Annotated in this window: 19 protein-coding genes; 14 read left to right on the forward strand and 5 right to left on the reverse strand. The window is 56.6% G+C overall.

Features of this window, described 5'->3' with window-relative positions; genetic code table 11:
* Window positions 1-32 precede the first annotated feature (32 nt).
* From lafA (G364_RS0101810) to G364_RS0101855, 10 genes are all read left to right on the forward strand, one after another.
* Window positions 33-890, forward strand: coding sequence for a lateral flagellin LafA (lafA, locus tag G364_RS0101810; RefSeq protein ID WP_019933438.1), 858 nt, complete (start codon window positions 33-35; stop codon window positions 888-890).
* 131 nt (window positions 891-1,021) lie between these two features.
* Window positions 1,022-1,882 carry a lateral flagellin LafA gene (lafA, locus tag G364_RS0101815; RefSeq protein ID WP_019933439.1) on the forward strand — a complete coding sequence of 287 codons (861 nt, stop codon included), beginning with the start codon at window positions 1,022-1,024 and terminating at the stop codon, window positions 1,880-1,882.
* Window positions 1,883-2,077: 195 nt separating this feature from the next.
* Complete coding sequence (fliD, locus tag G364_RS0101820; RefSeq protein ID WP_019933440.1) at window positions 2,078-3,394, forward strand: flagellar filament capping protein FliD; 1,317 nt, start codon at window positions 2,078-2,080, stop codon at window positions 3,392-3,394.
* Window positions 3,395-3,412: 18 nt separating this feature from the next.
* Window positions 3,413-3,808, forward strand: a complete 396-nt coding sequence (gene fliS / locus G364_RS0101825; RefSeq protein WP_019933441.1) for a flagellar export chaperone FliS — start codon at window positions 3,413-3,415, stop codon at window positions 3,806-3,808.
* The gene (locus tag G364_RS0101830) at window positions 3,805-4,206 is read left to right on the forward strand and encodes a hypothetical protein (protein ID WP_019933442.1); all 402 of its coding nucleotides are present in this window, start codon (window positions 3,805-3,807) and stop codon (window positions 4,204-4,206) included. Before fliS ends, G364_RS0101830 begins: the two co-directional genes overlap by 4 nt.
* Window positions 4,206-5,372 (forward strand): flagellar hook-length control protein FliK, encoded by a 1,167-nt coding sequence (locus G364_RS16755; protein ID WP_019933443.1) that lies wholly within the window; start codon window positions 4,206-4,208, stop codon window positions 5,370-5,372. Before G364_RS0101830 ends, G364_RS16755 begins: the two co-directional genes overlap by 1 nt.
* Before the next feature lie 17 nt (window positions 5,373-5,389).
* On the forward strand, window positions 5,390-5,875 hold the full coding sequence (locus G364_RS0101840) for a flagellar basal body-associated FliL family protein (protein ID WP_019933444.1): 486 nt from the start codon (window positions 5,390-5,392) through the stop codon (window positions 5,873-5,875).
* 9 nt (window positions 5,876-5,884) lie between these two features.
* A complete protein-coding gene (locus tag G364_RS0101845) occupies window positions 5,885-6,604 on the forward strand; it encodes a FliA/WhiG family RNA polymerase sigma factor (RefSeq protein ID WP_019933445.1) in 720 nt (239 codons plus the stop codon).
* Entirely contained in the window at window positions 6,604-7,470 is an 867-nt protein-coding gene (gene motA, locus G364_RS0101850) for a flagellar motor stator protein MotA (RefSeq protein ID WP_019933446.1), read from the forward strand. Before G364_RS0101845 ends, motA begins: the two co-directional genes overlap by 1 nt.
* The gene (locus tag G364_RS0101855; RefSeq protein WP_019933447.1) at window positions 7,470-8,402 is read left to right on the forward strand and encodes a flagellar motor protein MotB; all 933 of its coding nucleotides are present in this window, start codon (window positions 7,470-7,472) and stop codon (window positions 8,400-8,402) included. The genes motA and G364_RS0101855 overlap by 1 nt, the downstream gene beginning before the upstream one ends.
* Here the strand turns inward: G364_RS0101855 and G364_RS0101860 are convergent.
* On the reverse strand, window positions 8,396-9,307 hold the full coding sequence (locus tag G364_RS0101860) for a lytic transglycosylase domain-containing protein (RefSeq protein ID WP_019933448.1): 912 nt from the start codon (window positions 9,305-9,307) through the stop codon (window positions 8,396-8,398). The genes G364_RS0101855 and G364_RS0101860 overlap by 7 nt on opposite strands.
* Before the next feature lie 88 nt (window positions 9,308-9,395).
* Here G364_RS0101860 and G364_RS16230 point away from each other — a divergent pair, with 88 nt between their 5' ends.
* Both G364_RS16230 and G364_RS0101870 read left to right on the forward strand, forming a co-directional pair.
* On the forward strand, window positions 9,396-9,692 hold the full coding sequence (locus G364_RS16230) for a hypothetical protein (protein ID WP_040614416.1): 297 nt from the start codon (window positions 9,396-9,398) through the stop codon (window positions 9,690-9,692).
* A gap of 54 nt (window positions 9,693-9,746) precedes the next feature.
* A complete protein-coding gene (locus G364_RS0101870) occupies window positions 9,747-9,890 on the forward strand; it encodes an entericidin A/B family lipoprotein (RefSeq protein WP_019933450.1) in 144 nt (47 codons plus the stop codon).
* Window positions 9,891-9,937: 47 nt separating this feature from the next.
* On the opposite strand, the gene G364_RS0101875 is transcribed toward G364_RS0101870, so the two are convergent.
* Together G364_RS0101875 and hmpA are read right to left on the reverse strand one after the other, a co-directional pair.
* On the reverse strand, window positions 9,938-10,771 hold the full coding sequence (locus G364_RS0101875) for an HpcH/HpaI aldolase/citrate lyase family protein (protein ID WP_019933451.1): 834 nt from the start codon (window positions 10,769-10,771) through the stop codon (window positions 9,938-9,940).
* Window positions 10,772-10,884: 113 nt separating this feature from the next.
* On the reverse strand, window positions 10,885-12,081 hold the full coding sequence (gene hmpA / locus G364_RS0101880; protein WP_019933452.1) for an NO-inducible flavohemoprotein: 1,197 nt from the start codon (window positions 12,079-12,081) through the stop codon (window positions 10,885-10,887).
* A gap of 171 nt (window positions 12,082-12,252) precedes the next feature.
* Between hmpA and G364_RS0101885 the strand changes: the two genes are divergently transcribed.
* Together G364_RS0101885 and G364_RS0101890 are read left to right on the forward strand one after the other, a co-directional pair.
* The gene (locus G364_RS0101885; protein ID WP_019933453.1) at window positions 12,253-12,843 is read left to right on the forward strand and encodes a DUF4202 domain-containing protein; all 591 of its coding nucleotides are present in this window, start codon (window positions 12,253-12,255) and stop codon (window positions 12,841-12,843) included.
* A gap of 132 nt (window positions 12,844-12,975) precedes the next feature.
* Window positions 12,976-14,325, forward strand: coding sequence for a Na+/H+ antiporter family protein (locus tag G364_RS0101890; RefSeq protein WP_019933454.1), 1,350 nt, complete (start codon window positions 12,976-12,978; stop codon window positions 14,323-14,325).
* Here the strand turns inward: G364_RS0101890 and G364_RS0101895 are convergent.
* Together G364_RS0101895 and G364_RS0101900 are read right to left on the reverse strand one after the other, a co-directional pair.
* Complete coding sequence (locus tag G364_RS0101895) at window positions 14,322-15,068, reverse strand: alpha/beta fold hydrolase (RefSeq protein WP_019933455.1); 747 nt, start codon at window positions 15,066-15,068, stop codon at window positions 14,322-14,324. The two genes, G364_RS0101890 and G364_RS0101895, sit on opposite strands and share 4 nt — an antisense overlap.
* Window positions 15,065-15,970 (reverse strand): LysR family transcriptional regulator, encoded by a 906-nt coding sequence (locus G364_RS0101900; RefSeq protein ID WP_019933456.1) that lies wholly within the window; start codon window positions 15,968-15,970, stop codon window positions 15,065-15,067. Before G364_RS0101900 ends, G364_RS0101895 begins: the two co-directional genes overlap by 4 nt.
* Window positions 15,971-16,019 lie beyond the last annotated feature (49 nt).

Below are 16,019 nucleotides of genomic sequence, written 5' to 3' on the forward strand. Positions count from 1 at the left end.
AGCACCTCATGCTTTTTTACAAGGAAACGATTATGGGCCTGTCCATTCATACCAATTACACCTCTCTGGTTACCCAGAACACCCTGAACAGCACCAACAAGATGCTGGGCACCGCCATGGAGCGCCTGGGCACCGGTTTTCGTATTAACTCCGCCGCCGACGACGCCGCCGGCCTGCAAATTGCCGTGCGCCTGCAGGCCCAGACCAACGGTCAGGGTGTGGCCATGCGTAACTCCCAGGATGCCATCTCCATGATGCAGACTGCAGAAAGTGCGTTTGATGAAATGACCAACATCGCTCAGCGCATGAAGGATCTGGCCACTCAGGGTGCTAACGGCACCAACTCTGCTGCGGAAAACACTGCGCTGAACACGGAATATCAGCAGTTGGGTGAAGAACTGGCCAATATTATGGCCAACACCAGCTACGGCGCTGGTACCAATCTGTTTGCTGCTGCTGGTAAGTTTGAAGCAGCGGGCGGTGTTAAATTTCAGATTGGCGCTGGAACGACAGAAACCCTGACCGTTGATGTCAGCACCGAAGTGAAGGCGCTTAACACTGATATCGGAGCAGCCGGTGCTGTCACTCTGGGCGATCTGACCAATCAGGCTAATTCGACTACTGCGATTACTGACATGAACACCTTGCTGGATTCGGTCAGTGCAGTGCGTGGTAAGCTGGGTGCCAATATCAACCGTCTGGAGCATACCATTACCAACCTGGGCAATATGCGCGAGAATGGTGAAGCTGCCAAGGGCCGTATTATGGATGCCGACTTCGCCTCCGAAGCGTCCAATATGTCCAAAAACCAGATGCTGATGCAGTCCGGCATGTCGGTGCTGAGCAATGCCAACCAGATGAGCGGTCTGGTGATGTCGCTGCTGCGTTAAGCTAAGTTTGCTGTATTCAAGGCTCCTGTTACCGGAGCCTTTTTTATTGGTGTTTTTATTAAAGTCCCGCCCTGGCCCGGCCGTTTTGTCATTATGAATCACCCATTCATGCTTTTTACAAGGAAACGATTATGGGATTGTCCATTCATACCAACTACACCTCGCTGGTAACGCAGAATACGCTGAACAGCACCAACAAGATGCTGGGCACTGCCATGGAGCGTCTGGGTACCGGTTTTCGCATTAACTCCGCCGCCGACGACGCCGCCGGCCTGCAGATTGCCGTGCGCCTGCAGGCCCAGACCAACGGCCAGGGTGTTGCCATGCGTAATGCCCAGGATGCCATCTCCATGATGCAGACCGCCGAAGGTGCCTTTGATGAGATAACCAATATTACTCAGCGCATGAAGGACCTGGCCACTCAGGGTGCCAACGGCACCAATTCTGATGCCGAGCTGAAAGCCATGAATACTGAGTTTCTTCAGCTGGGCAAGGAAATTGCCAACATTATGGGTAACACCAGCTATGGTGCCGGCACTAATTTGCTGACAGATGGCGGCAAATTTGGTGCAGCTGCAGTGTCATTTCAGATTGGTGCCAGCACCAGTGAGACCTTAAGTGTGGATATCAGCGCAGCCGTACAGGACATCAATGCTAAATCTGCAATTACTGCAGGTCCTCCCGAGACTACCGCATTAGGTAATCTGGAAGCGGATGCATCCGCCGCGATTGATACGCTGAACACCTTTCTGGGGGCTGTAAGTGGAGTTCGCGGTCAGCTGGGTGCCAATATCAACCGCCTGGAGCACACCATCACCAACCTGGGCAATATGCGCGAGAATGGTGAAGCTGCCAAGGGCCGTATTATGGACGCCGACTTCGCGTCTGAAGCCTCCAACATGTCCAAAAACCAGATGCTGATGCAGTCCGGCATGTCGGTGCTGAGCAACGCCAACCAGATGAGCGGTCTGGTGATGTCGCTGCTGCGTTAATAACCAATAGCTTGTTTGAGGGGCCTGTCCCCGGATTGTGTTCTTTGCTTTTTTTAACGGCTCTTTATGAGCCGTTTTTTTATTTTATAAATCTGTTTCCTGTTTAAGTCTGTCGCGGTAAGTGCCGTTGTTTGAATAAATAAATATGCCTGTTTTTAAGACGCTGCGGAGGTGGCAATGTTTGGAATGAATGGAATGGATCCCTCTTCTATGGCGCAGATGCTGACATCGGCAGACAGAGCGCCCCTGGAAGGTCTGCTGAGAACCCAGCATAACCAGCTGAGTGCCGAAAAAGAGGCTTACAGCCAGATCAAGAACAAACTGCAGGCACTGCAGGACGCCATCAAGGGGCTGAATGAAAACGGTGGCCTGAGCAGTCAGTCTGCCACGTTCAGCAGTGAAGGCTATGCCACTGCCACGGTAAAGGCCGGCGCGGCCAATGCCGATTATCAGCTCTATGTCAAACAGTTGGCCAAGGCAGATCAGTATTCTCTTGCGCTTGATGAGAGCTGGACCGTGCCCACGCAGGGCACTCTGGATATTACGGTGGATGGCCAGACCCTGAGTCTGGATCTGTCGACCCTTGACTCGGCCAGCGGACTGACCGGTCTGCGTGATGCCATTAACAAGGCAGCCGACAATAATGGCGTGCAGGCTTCTCTGGTGCGTTCCGGTGGTCAGACTCACCTTATGCTGACCGGCAGCAAAACCGGTGCCAGCCAGGCCATGACCATCAATCTGAGCGGCGGCAACGGCGAGGCCGGCTTTACCCAGCTGCAAACGGCCATTACCAATAAAACCCAGCTGGCCTCGGCACAGGATGCCGTCATAGAGCTGGGCGGTGCCGGCGGCCTGCAGCTTGCCAGCAGCACCAACAACTTTGACGGCCAGATAGACGGTCTCAACCTGACCGTCAGCAAGGCCCATGCTCAGGATGAATTCGGTAACTATACCGATGCGCCGCTTTCGCTCAGCGTGTCTACCGACCAGACCGCCATTGAGGAGTCGCTCAAGGGAATCGTGGATGCCTACAACAGCCTGGTGGGAGAAGTGCAAAAGCATACTCAAAGCAAGGAAGGCAGTAAGGCAGTACTGGCCGGCGACAGCATGGCCCGGGGGTTGCTGGGCAGGCTGCGCGGTACTCTTTCTAACCCGCCTGCCGGTGTCAGTCTGGCGGAGCTGGGCATCAAAACAGACCGCTACGGCAAGCTGTCACTCGACACTGCCGCCATGGCCAGGTTGCAGCAAAATAAACCCGGTGCGCTGGAACAGGCTTTTACCGGTGAAAATGGTCTGCTCACCCGGCTGGAAGCCGATGTTAAGCCCTATCTGGATCGCAACGGGACTCTGGTGCAGCGCGACCGCAGCCTGCAGAGCGGACTGGATCGCATTACCGACCGTCAGGAAGCACTGGATAATCGTATGAACAAGGTTTATCAGCGCTATCTGGGGCAGTTTACCCGTATGCAAACATTGGCACAGCAAATGCAACAGACCATGACCATGTTTTAATAACGCCAGGAGCTGACCATGTTTGATGCCGATTCCGGCCTTGATATTTACCAGCATACCCACACCGATGCCCGGGCTGCTCAGGCCTCGCCCCGTGAGCTGGTGCTGATGCTGATGGACGGACTGATGGATGAAGTTGCCCGCGCCGAAGGCCATATTGTTGCCGGCCGCATGGAGCAAAAAGGTAAATCCATTGCCAAAGCCATTGATATTATTGGAGGTTTGGATAGTTCACTGGATATGGAGAACGGCGGCGAGCTGGCCTTTAATCTGCATGCGCTCTATGACTTCTGTGGCCGGCAGCTGTTCAGCGCCAGTGTGCATAATGATGCATCTCTGCTGGCACCGGTGAACAAGGTACTGGCCGATCTGCGGGACGGCTGGCAGGGCATGGGTAACGGAGTACCGGCATGACCAGGCAGCAGGACCCTTCTGTGCCGGCAGCGGAAGCCGCCATTCCTTCCGCTGCTGCCTTCAAGCCTCATGAACGGTCTGACATTGCGCCTATTTTCGCGCGTCTGCTGATATTGCAGCAACGCACCGAGCAGGCGGTAAAGGCGGGGCAATGGGGCTGGCTGAGCGAGCTTGATGGCCAGTTGAGCCTGGTGCTGAGTGATCTCAGGCCCTATCGCGCACAGCTGACCGAGCAGCAAAAAATGCTGCTGAACCGCTTTGCTGCTCAATATCGTGAACATTTCCGGCTGGTCAGTGAGCAGGCCGGCCTGCTTGAGCAGCAGCTGGGCCAGCTGCGTCAGCAGCATCAGGGCTCTCTGGCCTATGACTGGATAAGCCAGCTGGAGGAGCAGGCGTGATGTCACTGCCGGTCTCTTTGCCGGGCCGAACAGTGAGCACTGTGGTTGGCTTTGAGCAAAACATCAAAGCAGAGCCGGGCTTTTCTGCTGAAGAAATGCCGGGCTTTGCCGGGTATTTGCCTGACGCCGGGCTGCTGCCAGCTGACACCAGGCCTGGCTTGGTCAATATCTTGCCGGCCGGACATGAAGGCGAGCCGTCAGCCGAACAAGTAACTGAACCATCAGCCGAGCAACCAGCACAACAGCCGGCTGAACAGCCCGATGAGCAAACAGCCGGCTTTGGGCAGTTAGTGGGTGAGTCTCTGCCGGTGCAAGATCATTCCGTAGCGGCCCCCAATGCTGATCTGCCAGAGTACAGGCAAGCCGGCGATACGCCCGAGCTGACACCGTTCGAAACGGCGCAGTATAGCCCCCTGATAACCACGGATGATGCCGGCGCGTCATCAGAAAAAGTACCGGTGCAGCTGTGGCGGCTGCAGCAACAGTCGTTGCAACCGGCAGCCCAATATGCCCCCGGGCCGGTACAACCAGCAGTCCAGTATGTACCCGGGCCGGAGCAATCGGCGTTAAACAAAGCGGCCGTCTCTTTTAATAACGGATTGGTGCTGCAACGTCTGAACGGAGCTGATGCACTGCCGCCGGCTTCATCTCCTGCTGCCTCATTAATACCCACTCCCGGCACCGATGGTCATCCGCCGGCCCTTCCTTTTTCGGCAACGAGAGCGCCTGCTGCTGTTCACGAGTGGGCTCCGCTGCAGGTGCCGGCAGACAAGGCGATGCTGGGCCAGCAGTTGCTGCACACTCTGAAAGACAAGGTAGAGCTGCAGCTGAATCAGCAGGTACAGCAAGCACGGATCAAGCTGGATCCGCCGGAAATGGGGCGCATGGAGCTGACGGTAAGGCTGGAAGGCGACAGGCTGCAGATACAGATTAATGCCAGCCATGCCGGCATTCGTGATGCCATTACGGCTCAGGCTGATCGTTTGCGTCAGGATTTGCTGAGCCAGCATGGTGGCGGTGTGGAGGTGAATGTGGGTCAGCAGGGCAAGCATTCATCTGCGCCGCACGTCATGAATGATGAAACACACATTGGCATGGCCGGTGAACATGATGATGACGCCGCGTTACGCCCCGAAGGGCAGGGCTGGTTTAACGCTCTGGTTTAACTAAAGGAAACAAGCAAGTGGCAAAAAAATCCCGTTCTTATTTACTGATTGGCCTGCTGTTACTGATAACCCTGCTGGCGGGCATGGGAGCCGGCACCTTTGTGCTGGCCGATTACCGCCAGACGCTGGAAGAAAAGGGCTGGCTGGCCATGTTGCAGCCGGCTCCCGAACCTGAGCCGGTCAGTGAGCCACAATTTCAGCCGCTGGAGCAGTTTGTTATCGGGCTGGCCGGAGAAGGTCGCAACCACTACATGGTGCTGGAGCTGGCGCTGATGAGTCATCAGCCCCGGCAGGTGAGCTTGTGGCAGGGCATATTGCCGGCACTGAGAAATACCACACTTGGTTATTTCAGTGGTTTTGACCATGAGCAGGTACAGGCCCGGCTGCAGCAAATGGACGGATTCGAGACCGAATTGCAGCAGGCGCTGAATCAGCGGCTGCAAAGCTATGGCTATGCGCCCTCGGTAGAGGCGGTGCTGATCACCAAGCTGGTTATTCAATAGGAGGCGGGCATGTTAATGGAGCAGCACTGGCCTGAACAGGAAACCGAGCTGGGCTCCCGGGCAGAAAATGAAAGCTATTGGCTCGAACAGTACATGCCGCTGGTAAAACGGGTGCTGGGCCAGCTCAGAAATCAGGTGAACAGCGTGATGGATGCCGATGACCTGGCTCAGATTGGCATTATGGGTTTGCTGGAGGCCTTGCGCCGTTATGGTGGGCCGCCTGATGACAGCTTTGCCAGTTTTGCCTTTAAACGGGTACGCGGAGCCATTCTGGATGAGTTGCGCAGGCATGACTGGCGGCCACGGCTGTTACGCCAGCAAAGTCACCATTGTTCACAAACGGAGCGGGAGCTGATGCGTCGTCTGGGCCGTCGGCCTACAGAGCCAGAGCTGGCCGAGGCGCTGGGGGTGGATATGGATGAACTGCGCAGCATTCTGTATGCCGGCCAGCTGGCGGAAATGGAAAGCCTGCAGGAACTGCTGGAACACGGTCACGAACCTGCCAACAACGACGCACTGGGCCGGCTGGATCAGCAGCGTCATATTCGTGCCTTGCTGTCACGCCTGCCCGAACGGGAGCAGCGGCTGATGTCGTTGTATTACCAGCATGAACTGAACATGAAAGAAATTGCCCTGGTGCTCGATTTGACCGAGTCCAGAGTGTGCCAGTTGCATAAACAATGCCTGGCTTTGTTAAACCGCGAATTTGCCAGTAGTGGAGAAACCTGATGCAGAAGCTGGTAGGACTAGCCGTTATTCTGATCTGTGTGTTTGGTGGTTTTATGATGGCCAATGGCAAGCTGGCGGCACTGTGGCAGCCAGCTGAAATTGTCATTATTGTGGGAGCCGGACTGGGCGCGCTGATCCTGGGGAATTCTGCGGCTGTGTTAAAGGGGATCTGGCAGCAGCTGAAAGCCATTTGTGGCGGGCAGAAAGACGATGCCGAACTGTACCGGCAGTTATTGCCTCTGTTGCACCAGCTGCTGCAGGAAACCCGGCTGAAGGGACTTAAGGCGCTGGATGGTCATGTAGAGTCGCCTGATACCAGCCCTCTGTTCAGCCGTTACCCCCTGATTATGACCAGACCGGAGCTGCTGGGCTTTATTATTGATAATCTGCGCATGCTGGGCATGGGCAAGCTCAGTGCTCACGAGCTGGAAGCCTTGCTGGAGCAGGAGATTGATGCCCTGGAAGAAAGCATGCTCAAGCCCTCACATGCCATGGCCAAAACCGCCGATGCCATGCCCGGCTTTGGCATTCTGGCAGCGGTGATGGGTATTATTATTACCATGCAGCATCTGGACGGCCCCTTAACCTATATCGGGGTGCATGTGGCCGCTGCCCTGGTGGGCACCTTTCTGGGTATTTTTGTCTGTTATTGTTTGCTGAGCCCGGCCAGCAACGCCATGGAACAATGGGTGGGCCGGCGGATTACGGCGCTGGAGTGTGTGAAAGCCGTGCTGGTCGCCCATGTGGGTGGCAAGTCTCCTCTGCTGGCGGTAGATGCCGGCCGCAAGTCGATTGAACAGGACATCAAGCCAGGCTTTATGGATATGGAATCCTGGCTGAACGAAGCAGAAGCGGACAGCGTCTGATGCGGGATCAGGGAACCATTATCGTCCGGCGCAAATCGCGCCATAAAGGGGAGGGCAGTCATGGCGGGGCCTGGAAAGTGGCGTTTGCCGACTTTGCCCTGGCCATGATGGCCCTGTTCATGGTGTTGTGGATACTGGCGGTGTCCAGTGAGCAGGAGCGGGAAACCGTATCCAGCAAGCTGCGCGACTATTCGGTATTTGAAGGCAGCACCAGCCCTTACCTGCTGGGAGGAACGCCGTTTCCGGTAGACATGCAGGGGCAGCCGCTGGCACAGATCCCCGGCCAGGCCACCGAGCTGCAGGACATCAGTCTGGCCACAGAGCCATTGCAAAGTCCTGCCGAGCTGCGCCCGGGCAGGGTAGAAAGCGAACAGGACAAGCAGCAGCTGGCGGTATTGATTGGTCAGCTGGCCCAGCGACAGGGTATGGAGCAGAACCTGGAGCTGGACATAGTGCCCGAAGGACTACGGATACGTATTCATGATCAGGCTGACAAGCCCATGTTCAGCCGGGGCAGTGCGCGTATGGAATCGGATTTTGAGCACTTGCTGCGCAGTCTGGCACCGGTATTTGAAAAGGTGGAAAACCGCCTGGTTATTTCCGGTCATACCGACTCGGTGCGTTATGTCAGTCAGCATTATTCCAACTGGGATCTGTCCGGTGCCCGGGCACAGAATGTGCGCCAGCTGCTTGAGCTGGCCGGTGTGCCCGGATCCCGGGTGCTGCAGGTGGTGGCCATGGCTGATCAGGCTCCCTTTGATCGTGAAAACCCCACATCCGGCAATAACCGGCGTGTAGAGCTGCTGATACTCAGCCAGCAGGCAGAGCAGTTGCTGCAGGCGTTATTTGAGGCAGGATTACCCGATGGTATTTTCAATAAGCAGCAGCAAAGTGCTCAGTTGCAGCAGAGTTCATCCGGTCAGGTTCAGTAAAGCCGCCAGCCCGGCGGCGCTGCCTGGCTGAACGCGGGGCCGGATTGCTCAAACAGGCTGCCGCTGCCTGACAAATCCAGACCGGCGGCCTGAGCGGTGAACAAAGGCTGTGTTTCTATGGAAATGATCCGCTCTTTTCCCGGAGCAGCAGTATGACTGACCAGTATGGAGAACTCCCGGTCTGCCGGCAGCTGATGACTTTTGATAGCCAGATTCTGGGCTTTCAATGTTTCCGCTGACACGCCCAGCCGGGCAGCCAGACTATTCAGTGAGACAGGCCCGGTAATGTTATATTCGGTCACAGAAGACACTCCCCTGACCGGCTCACCCAACAAATACTGTACCGCCAGAAAGCGCGGCACATAGCGGCGGGTTTCTTCCGGCAGAGGAAGCTGCCAGAAGTCCCGGGTGCCGCTGCGGGCAATGGCCCTGCGCACCCGCCCTTCTCCGGCATTATAGGCGGCCAGTGCCAGCAGCCAGTCCTGATCAAAATATTGATACAGCCAGGCTAAATAGTTGATGGCGGCACGGCTGGCACTGAGCGGTGCCAGCCGGCCATCGTATTGCTCCGATACCAGAATACCAAAGCGCTCTGCCGTAGCCGGCATCAGCTGCCATAACCCGGCTGCCCCCGCGTGTGACACGGCCCCCGGCAGGTAGGCACTTTCCACCACCGGTAACCACACCAGCTGAGCAGGCAGTTGTCTGGCCCGTAACAGCGGCAACAGGTGAGGAAGCCAGGGTTCCGCTCTTTGCCGGCTGCGTTGCAGATATTTAGGATGTTGATGCAGATAATCCAGCTCTTTTTGCACCTGCGGGTGCTGGTACAGCGCCCCGTCAAAGTTAAATGCCTGAGCAATGCCGCTGTAAAGCCCGATTATCAGTAAAAGCAGTAAGGTTCTCATGAGCTGTTTTAAGGCAATTTATGTGCCTGATTTTGTTTTTACTGTGATTCTGTCGTTATATGAGGGCAGAAAAGCTCAAGGAGCAATCATGAGACGGGAACAGGTAGGCAGGCCTGAACTGGGCAGGCGTCTGCATAAATTCACGCTTTATCTGATAGTGCTGCAGCCTTTGCTGCTGCTGCTGTACGGCACCAGGGCCAAATGGCTGACATTGCCGGAGTTTGTGCTCACCGGTTGTTTGTTATTGCTGTATTCCAGAGTACTGGTCCATCTGCTCTACCGGCAGGCAAAGCGCAGTAATGACGGTTATCTGGTTTATCCGGTGGTGAGTGCGGCCATGATATTGGCATTGCTGATGATATGGGGTGCCTTAAGTGCTGTCTGACACCTGCCCGAAAATCACTATACTGGTTAAGCACTCAACTTACGGAGGCAGTCAATGAAATTACATCAATTAGTATTGTGTTTAACGGCAGCTCTGGTGCTGACTGGCTGTAATACCTTTGCCGGTGCCGGCAAAGACATAGAGCGTGGTGGTGAAGTGGTTCAGGATGCGGCAAGAGACGTACAGAAAAAACTGTAAGTTGCCGTTTTCGTGAGCGCAGGGCCGGCCATTGCCGGCCCTGCTGCTTAATGGCGATTATGCTGCAAAATACGCCGGGCCCGGGCGACCACCGGACTGTCTACCATATGTTCATTGACCGCCACCACGGCCCCGTTGGTCTGTTCATTGGCCGCCATGACCTTATCTGCCCAGTTGATTTGCGCCTGAGTAGGGGCCAGCGCCTGAGTGGCCGGAGCCACCTGACGCGGATGCACCAGCAAAACACCGCCAAAGCCCAGTTTCGCCCCTTCCCGCACATAGTTCTGCAGACCTTCGTCATCGTTAAAGGCGGTATACACCGCATCCAGCGGTGCGGCCAGCTCGTGAGCCCGGGAGGTGACCACCAGCTGGCTGCGAATGGGCAAAAAAGGGGTTTGATCCTGGGGCTCGCCGGCCGGAGGCGGATAGTCCATGGCCAGATCCAGCGCCATGTCGAGCTGGCCGAACAGCAGCCGGGCCACGCCATTGGCGGTGGCTATATCATTGAGCAGAGCCAGGGCTCTGGCGGACTCAATAAAAGGCAGCAGGGGTTTGTCGCTGGCATTGGCCAGTTCAGTCAGGGCATCGGGATCTTCTGCCTTGGGCACCACAATGGCGGCCACCGCATCGGCACGGCACAGGGCGGCATCCTGATTGAACCAGGGGGTGTCGGTGCCGTTTATGCGCACCAATACCGAGGCCGGAGGTTGCCCGGTAAGCCAGTGGGCCAGGGTGCTGCGGGCAGCATCCTTTTCTGCCGGAGGCACAGCATCTTCCAGATCGATGATAACGGCATCGGCACCGCTGCTGAGGGCCTTGGCAAACCGCTCGGGGCGGTTGGCGGGAACAAACAGCAGGGTCTGCAGCGTGTTGATGTTCATAGAAAACTCCGTTTAACCCTTCGCGATGGCGAAGCGATGTGAAGACGTCTTCTGTTTAGATCAAACAAGGCCCGGCTGCAAGCAGCCGGGCCTTGTATTAGAGAGTGCTGTGGTTACAGGCTTTGGTGCGGGCCGAACACTTCATAGTGCAGCTGGTCGTCGGCAATGCCCCAGCCGGACAGGGTTTCTTTCACCATGGCCATAAAGGGCACGGGGCCACAGAAATAGTAATGAGCACCGGGCTGACAGATGGCGTCTCTGAGCTTGCCGAGATCCATCAGGCCGCTGGCGTCGTAATCTTCTGCCGGGCGATCGGCCTCCAGCGGCTGCCGGTACCAGACATGGGCTTCCAGATTGGCATGGGCCTGACGGCGGGCCTGAATGTCTGTTTTGAAGGCGTGCTGAGCGCCGTTTTCACAGGCGTGAAGCCAGTAAACGGGAGCTGTGTGATTCTGGCTCAGCAGCTGGTCCAGCATGGCGCGCATGGGAGTCAGACCTACGCCGCCGGAAAGCAGTACCACAGGGGTTTGCGGAGTCACGTTCATAAAGAAGTCGCCGGAAGGCGGCAGCACTTGCAGGGTGTCGCCCACCTGAACCTGATCGTGCATAAAGCTGGAGGCCACGCCACCCTGCTCGCGCTTCACCGCAATGCGGTAGTTTTCACCATTGGGCGCCTGGCACAGGGAATATTGGCGATATTCATTATGTGCCAGCTGGTCGGAAACCAGGTGCAGGTTAAGGTACTGACCGGGCTTAAAGCCAACCACGGGTCCGCCGTCGGCGGGGGCCAGCAGAAAGCTGGTGATAAGCTCGCTTTCAACCTGCTTTTCTTTCACTACAAAGTTACGGGTGCCGCGCCAGCCACCGGTCCGGTTTTCGTTCTCTGCATAAATCTGCTCTTCCCGGCCAATAAAAATATCGGCCAGGGCACCGTAGGCCTGAGCCCAGGCATCAATCACTTCCGGTGTGGCGGCATCGGGAGCCAGCTCTTTAATGGTCTCCAGCAGGTGATGGCCCACAATGGCGTACTGCTCCGGCTGAATGGAAAAACCGGTGTGCTTCTGGGCGATGCGCTCTACCGCTGTGCTCAGTACGGCGGGGTTGTCGATGTTTTTGGCATAGGCCAGCACGGCGGCAAACAGGGCGGCCGGCTGGCGGCCGGTATGCTGGTGGCTGAGGTTAAACACATCTTTCAGCTCGGGATTGTCGCGAAACATCCGCTGGTAGAAGTGTTCGGTCAGGGCGGTGTTGGCCGACTCCAGCAGGGGAACGGTGCTTTTCACGATTTCAATGGTGCGGGCTTCCAGCATGAGTACCTCGTTTGCCTTTAAAGTTGCATTAAATATGTCACTTAATGGGGTTGAATGATATAGATACATTTGAAATGCATCAATTAATTTTTGCATTTTTTGTGCCTGAGGCTCGAGCAAGCGGGCTGCAGCCGGTATGATTGCGGCCATTGTGAGCAAGGAATTAGCCAAGTGACGCCATCATCGGGTTTTGAGCAAGTTATTCGTGGCATAGATCAAGTGAATGAGCAGGATCCCAACCGTCAGACGGTTGCAGGAAAAGACTGGCCCAAAGAGCGCCTTTACAGTGAACGCATGACGCAACAACTCAAGATGTTTGCGCCCGATGCCGGCGAGCTGCTGCACATTGCCGCCCGGGCTCAGCATATTCGCCGCTGGGCCATTCCCCGTTCCGATTACCCCATGGACAGAGCCGGTTATAAGCGCTGGCGCAGTGAACTGGCGCAATATCACGCCGATCTTACCGGTAATCTCATGGCTGAAGCCGGTTACGATCAAAAAGCCCAACAACGGGTAAGCGCCCTGCTGCTGAAGCAACACCTGAAGCAGGATGCAGAAGTCCAGCTGCTGGAAGATGTGATTTGTCTGGTGTTTCTGCAGTTTTATCTTGAAGACTTTGCTGCCGGCCACGACGACGCCAAGGTGGTGAGCATTATTGCCAAAACCTGGGGTAAAATGTCTGCGCAAGGGCAGACGGCAGCGCTGGCACTGCCATTGTCGCCTGCCATGCTGGCATTGATCAAACAGGCACTGGCAGGCTGAACATGGCCTTAAGGCTATGCCAACCATATAGAAACTATATTTATGCTTAATTTGTTATCAATGTTAAATAATTTTTGTGTGTCGGGGCCGATGCACCCTTAACAGGATGTGAGTAAAAGGGGAGAGGATCCGATGAATGCGATTGTGCTGGCGATTCTGGTAATGGTGGGCCTGTGTCTGGCCCGGGTGTCTGTGGTGTTTTCGCTGGTAGTGGCTGCTCTGGTAGGCGGGCTCTGGGCCGGCATGTCGGTGGATCAGGTTATTTCCGCTTTTAACGACGGGCTGGGCGGCGGTGCGACAGTAGCATTGGCTTATGCCACTTTGGGAGCCTTTGCGGTGGCGCTGTCGCGCACCGGCATTACCGCCATGGTATCCGACAAGGCGCTGGCCTGGGTGGGGGCCCGGCGTGGCGCTGGTGAGCAGACTGCCCCCGGCGGTGTAAAATGGCTGCTGTTTGTCGCGCTGATCCTGGTGGGGGCGGCGTCGGGCACTGTGGTGCCGGTGCATATTGCCTTTATTCCCATTCTGGTGCCGCCCCTGCTGGGGCTGATGAACATGCTGCAGCTGGACCGCCGTGCCGTGGCCTGTGTGATCACCTTCAGTATTACCATTATGTACATGACCACACCCGTAGGGTTTGGCACCATTTTTCTTAACGATATTCTCACCAACAGCGTGAATCAGGCCGGTGCAGAGCTGGGTATGCAGGTAACCACTGCCATGGCTCCCAAGGCCATGCTGTTGCCGGCGCTGGGCATGCTGCTGGGGCTGCTGGTGGCGGTGCTGTTCAGTTATCGCCGCCCTCGCGGCTATCAGTCGCCACTGAATGAGGTAAAGCAGGATAAAGCCAGCCGGCCGCAGCTCAGCCGCAAACAGCTGATGATGATAGGTGTAGCCATAGTGGGTGCGCTGGTGGTGCAGCTGACCACCGGCTCCATGGTGCTGGGTGGCTTGCTGGGCTTTGCCTTGCTGTCGATGAACGGCCTGTTCAAGTGGAAGGATCAGGACGATGTGTTCACTCAGGGCATGCGGCTGATGGCGCTAATCGGCTTTATTATGATTGCCGCCTCGGGCTTTGCCGGCGTGATGAAGGCATCCGGTGCTATCCCTGAGCTGGTGACCGGCTCGGGCGCGCTGATTGGCAATAATCCGGGACTGGCGGCGCTGGTCATGCTGCTGGTGGGCCTGTTTATTACCATGGGCATCGGCTCCTCGTTTTCCACCATTCCCATTATTGCCGCCATTTATGTGCCGCTGGCCATCAGTTTTGGTTTCTCGCCGCTGGCTACTCTGGCACTGGTAGGCACCGCCGGCGCGCTGGGCGATGCAGGCTCACCGGCGTCCGACTCCACTTTGGGCCCCACCGCCGGTCTGAATGCCGACGGCCAGCACGATCACATTCGTGATTCGGTGATCCCTACCTTTATTCACTACAACATACCTTTGATCCTGTTCGGCTGGATAGCGGCACAGGTGCTTTAATCCAAGCCTTGCTGGTCTGAATATCGGGCCAGCTTGCTCAGCAGCCAGTCGGGATCGTCGTGGGGCAGATCGTGGCCGGCCCGGGGATGCTGATGCAAGGAGGCGCGCAGGTGCTGTGCCAGTGTCTGGCTGCATAATGGATTAACCAGATGATCCTGCAGACCACACAGCACAAGCGGCTTTACAGGCAAGTTGCTGGCCGGCACCCGGTAGCGGGCAGCAGCAACAAGCTGGCGCACAAAGTTGCTGTGCGCGGTGGGATACTGGTTGGCGTAGTGTATCCAGCCTGGCAGTAAGGTATCGCTATCATGGCGATAATTGCAGGTAAGGCGGTAGATAAGCCTTTCTCTTTGCGCTCTGCTCATCAGCAGTGCAAGTCCCACTCCCAGCTGGGCCTTGGGCCGAAGGCGCAGCCAGAAGGGGTTAAGAGTGCTGCTTGAGTTCACCAGAGCCAGACCGGCAACCTCCCGTGGGTAGCGAGCAGCCCATTCAATGGCAATCATGCCGCCCATTGACAGCCCGAGCAGATAAACCGGCCGGCGTATAGTTACTTCGCGACGCAGCTGGTCGACCATATCCGCTATGAAAGTGGCACTTTTCTGCTGGTGATAAATGCCGTTGCCATAGAGCTCCGGACACTGCACTTGTGCGTTAAGCCGAGTGGCCAGTTGCTTTGGAAAGTCTCCCCAATAGCGGCACTCCCGGGCCAGCCCGCGCAGCAGTATCCAGCTGGGGTGAGTCATGGTGCCGTGGTCCTGCCGGTAATCTGCTTCACAAACAGCCGTGCCGGCAACGACAGCGGAAAGTCTGAAGCCCGTGCCAGCACCACCCGCTGGGGCGGCACATCGTCATGCAGCGGCACACAGGCAATGGGAGCACCGTCGTAGCTTTGATCGCCGGCGGGCCGGGTGCACGACAGCGCCACGCCATGGCCGTGGGCCACCAGACCGCGCTGCATTTCAAACGACAGTGTGTAATGAATGCGGGCCGGCTGCAGATCCCGGTGCCAGAACAGAGACAAAAAGTATTCCCGGGTCAGGGGCAGGTCCTGCAGGATCAGGGTGTCAGCGGCCAGTTGCGCCAGACGGATGCCGGGTTGCTGCGCCAGGGGGTGATTGACCGGCAGCAGGGCGTACGGCCTGAGCTCATCAAGCACATGAATGTGACACTCTGAAGGCAGACTCAGGCCATAACTGAGCACCAGCTCTGCCTTGCCCTGCTCCAGAAACTCCCGCACACCGGCCAGATCCTGCTCCTGCATGCTGACCCTCACTCTGGGGTAACAACGCTCAAATTCACTCACCAGGCGGGGCAGATAATAGGGTGCTATATCCCGAAAGCCGGCAATCACCAGCTGGCCTTCCACCTTATCGGTATCTTCATGCTTATCGTCCAGCAGGTTGTGGGACAGGGTAAGAATATGTCGTGCTTCATTAAATAGCGTTTCTCCCCTTGGGCTCAGACTTACCCCCAGACCACGATGACGCTGAAACAGCGGCTGGCCAATCAGGCTCTCCAGCTGATTAATGGCAATGGACACGGAAGGCTGAGACACATGTAATGCTCTGGCTGCCCGGCTGATGCTGCCGTGCTGAGCCACTGCCACAAAGTAGCTGAGCTGACGAAAGGTGAAAGGTATAGCCATTAACTTATAAGCTTTATATTTAATCTGTATTTTTATGCTATGCAGAAAG

This window comes from Oceanimonas smirnovii ATCC BAA-899, from assembly GCF_000381965.1.
Classification (GTDB): Bacteria; Pseudomonadota; Gammaproteobacteria; order Enterobacterales; family Aeromonadaceae; genus Oceanimonas; species Oceanimonas smirnovii.

What these genes read in the sequence shown, in the direction of transcription:
- lafA (WP_019933438.1), top strand. Translation starts at nt 33, where the DNA reads ATGGGCCTGTCCATTCATACCAATTACACCTCTCTGGTTACCCAGAAC.
- lafA (WP_019933439.1), top strand. Translation starts at nt 1,022, where the DNA reads ATGGGATTGTCCATTCATACCAACTACACCTCGCTGGTAACGCAGAAT.
- fliD (WP_019933440.1), top strand. Translation starts at nt 2,078, where the DNA reads ATGGATCCCTCTTCTATGGCGCAGATGCTGACATCGGCAGACAGAGCG.
- fliS (WP_019933441.1), top strand. Translation starts at nt 3,413, where the DNA reads ATGTTTGATGCCGATTCCGGCCTTGATATTTACCAGCATACCCACACC.
- G364_RS0101830 (WP_019933442.1), top strand. Translation starts at nt 3,805, where the DNA reads ATGACCAGGCAGCAGGACCCTTCTGTGCCGGCAGCGGAAGCCGCCATT.
- G364_RS16755 (WP_019933443.1), top strand. Translation starts at nt 4,206, where the DNA reads ATGTCACTGCCGGTCTCTTTGCCGGGCCGAACAGTGAGCACTGTGGTT.
- G364_RS0101845 (WP_019933445.1), top strand. Translation starts at nt 5,885, where the DNA reads ATGTTAATGGAGCAGCACTGGCCTGAACAGGAAACCGAGCTGGGCTCC.
- motA (WP_019933446.1), top strand. Translation starts at nt 6,604, where the DNA reads ATGCAGAAGCTGGTAGGACTAGCCGTTATTCTGATCTGTGTGTTTGGT.
- G364_RS0101855 (WP_019933447.1), top strand. Translation starts at nt 7,470, where the DNA reads ATGCGGGATCAGGGAACCATTATCGTCCGGCGCAAATCGCGCCATAAA.
- G364_RS0101860 (WP_019933448.1), bottom strand. Translation starts at nt 9,307, where the DNA reads ATGAGAACCTTACTGCTTTTACTGATAATCGGGCTTTACAGCGGCATT.
- G364_RS16230 (WP_040614416.1), top strand. Translation starts at nt 9,396, where the DNA reads ATGAGACGGGAACAGGTAGGCAGGCCTGAACTGGGCAGGCGTCTGCAT.
- G364_RS0101870 (WP_019933450.1), top strand. Translation starts at nt 9,747, where the DNA reads ATGAAATTACATCAATTAGTATTGTGTTTAACGGCAGCTCTGGTGCTG.
- G364_RS0101875 (WP_019933451.1), bottom strand. Translation starts at nt 10,771, where the DNA reads ATGAACATCAACACGCTGCAGACCCTGCTGTTTGTTCCCGCCAACCGC.
- hmpA (WP_019933452.1), bottom strand. Translation starts at nt 12,081, where the DNA reads ATGCTGGAAGCCCGCACCATTGAAATCGTGAAAAGCACCGTTCCCCTG.
- G364_RS0101890 (WP_019933454.1), top strand. Translation starts at nt 12,976, where the DNA reads ATGAATGCGATTGTGCTGGCGATTCTGGTAATGGTGGGCCTGTGTCTG.
- G364_RS0101895 (WP_019933455.1), bottom strand. Translation starts at nt 15,068, where the DNA reads ATGACTCACCCCAGCTGGATACTGCTGCGCGGGCTGGCCCGGGAGTGC.
- G364_RS0101900 (WP_019933456.1), bottom strand. Translation starts at nt 15,970, where the DNA reads ATGGCTATACCTTTCACCTTTCGTCAGCTCAGCTACTTTGTGGCAGTG.